Source organism: Barnesiella sp. CU968 (assembly GCF_905219685.1).
Taxonomy (GTDB): Bacteria; Bacteroidota; Bacteroidia; order Bacteroidales; family Muribaculaceae; genus Lepagella; species Lepagella muris_A.
Genome location: NZ_CAJMXD010000517.1, coordinates 1 through 1,665, shown reverse-complemented (window position 1 = coordinate 1,665; position 1,665 = coordinate 1). Strand labels below are relative to the sequence as shown.

1 protein-coding gene is annotated in these 1,665 nt (G+C 48.2%); it reads right to left on the bottom strand.

Annotated features, from left to right (window positions below; genetic code table 11):
• Nucleotides 1-172 precede the first annotated feature (172 nt).
• The coding region (locus tag JX312_RS14195) for an MFS transporter (RefSeq protein WP_239653932.1) at nt 173-1,665 on the bottom strand (1,493 nt) is incomplete at its 5' end.

Genomic DNA, 1,665 nt, shown 5'->3' with positions numbered 1-1,665 from the left:
TTTCTTCTACAAACACTCTGATTGAGGGTTTGTTCTGCCACTTAATGTTTAATTTGGTTTAAATTCAAACACTCTCTTAGAGAGTGTCTGGATTTAACATGAATTGTATGTGAGATCTTCGGAATTGATTCTTTTCATCCACATGAAGTGTCTTTATTGTTTTATCGCATTTTCACATATTCTCGCTGATGGCGGGAGTCTCCATCGGTTTTGTCTCTACAGCTGCGTTTTCCTTTATCAGGAAGACGCAGGCGGCACCGATGACAAGTGAGACTCCTGCTATAGTCATCATGAGATACTCGGGAGCGAGTTGTCCCGGAGTACTGAGCATTGAGAGTATCCAGCCACCTACTATAGCCGCTACAATCTGCGGAATGCAGATGGTACAGTTGAACAGGCCGAGATATGCGCCGATGTTGCCGCCTTTGAGTGAGTTTGTGAGAATAGTGAAAGGCCATGCAAGCATTGCCGCCCATGCGCATCCGATAAGCACGAATGCCACGAAAAGCAGCCACTGGTTAGTGAAGAATGCAGTCATAATAAATCCGGCAGCCCCTAAAAGCAATGACAGGATATAAGAGAACTTCCTGCTTCTGAAGCGAGGCAGAACCACTGCCCACAACACAGATCCGACAGCCTGCACCGCAAAAAGGAGTCCGAGCCAGTTGCCGGCATCATTATATTGGGGAGATGACGCGTCAAGCACCGTCTTGGATACAAAGCTGCAGTCCGCAGCGTTTTCAATTCGATGGGATGTGGCATCGTTGGTGTCGAGGGTGCCATCGGGATTCTTGACAACGATATCTGCGGTTGTCAGCACAAATGCCCCCTTTGCGGAAGCAAGGAAGTCACTCGTTTTCTTGCCGTGGTCAATCAGTATTATTGTATCATTTGCAATCAGGTATTTGGCATTATAGTCCGTGCCATTGCAGCGGATTCCGGTGATTGTTTCCACAGTCGGGGTAGAGAAAGCGTTGTGTGCAATTGTGTTGGTGGCATATGTCCAGAGAAACAGGAATGCGAACCAGCAGAAGAACTGCACGGATCCGACAGTCCAGAAGGTAGAGGGTGCTTTGCGGAGAAGCGTGATGACATTGCCTGAACCCTTTTCTTTGTTTTCGGGAACGCCATTGTATTCGTTATAGACTTTCGGGGGCCATTCTTTTACTTTGACGAGCGAGTATATCACGCATATCAGTAGTATGGCGGCACCAAGGTAGAATGACCAGATCACAGTGTCGGGCACAACGCCTGCGGGAGCAACGTTCTGCATTCCAAGCCACATAAGCAGGAAGGGGAAAATATATCCTACTATAGAACCGGCATTGCACAGAAAACTCTGAATAGAGTAGGCGAGTCCTTTCTGTTTTTCATTCACCATGTCGCCTACGAGCATCTTGAAAGGTTGCATCGCCATGTTGATTGAAGTGTCAAGAAGCATCAAGGCAACAAGCCCGAAGAGAATCGCACTTGAGACAGTGAACTGGAAACTGCCTGCATTGGGGAGCATGCACATCACGATAACAGCAATCAATGCTCCGAAAATCAGGTAGGGGAGTCTTCTGCCGAAGCGGTTCCATGTGCGGTCGGACATCATGCCGACTATCGGTTGCACGAGAAGCCCCATCAGGGGAGGAAGAATCCAGAAATAGCTCAGATCGTGCG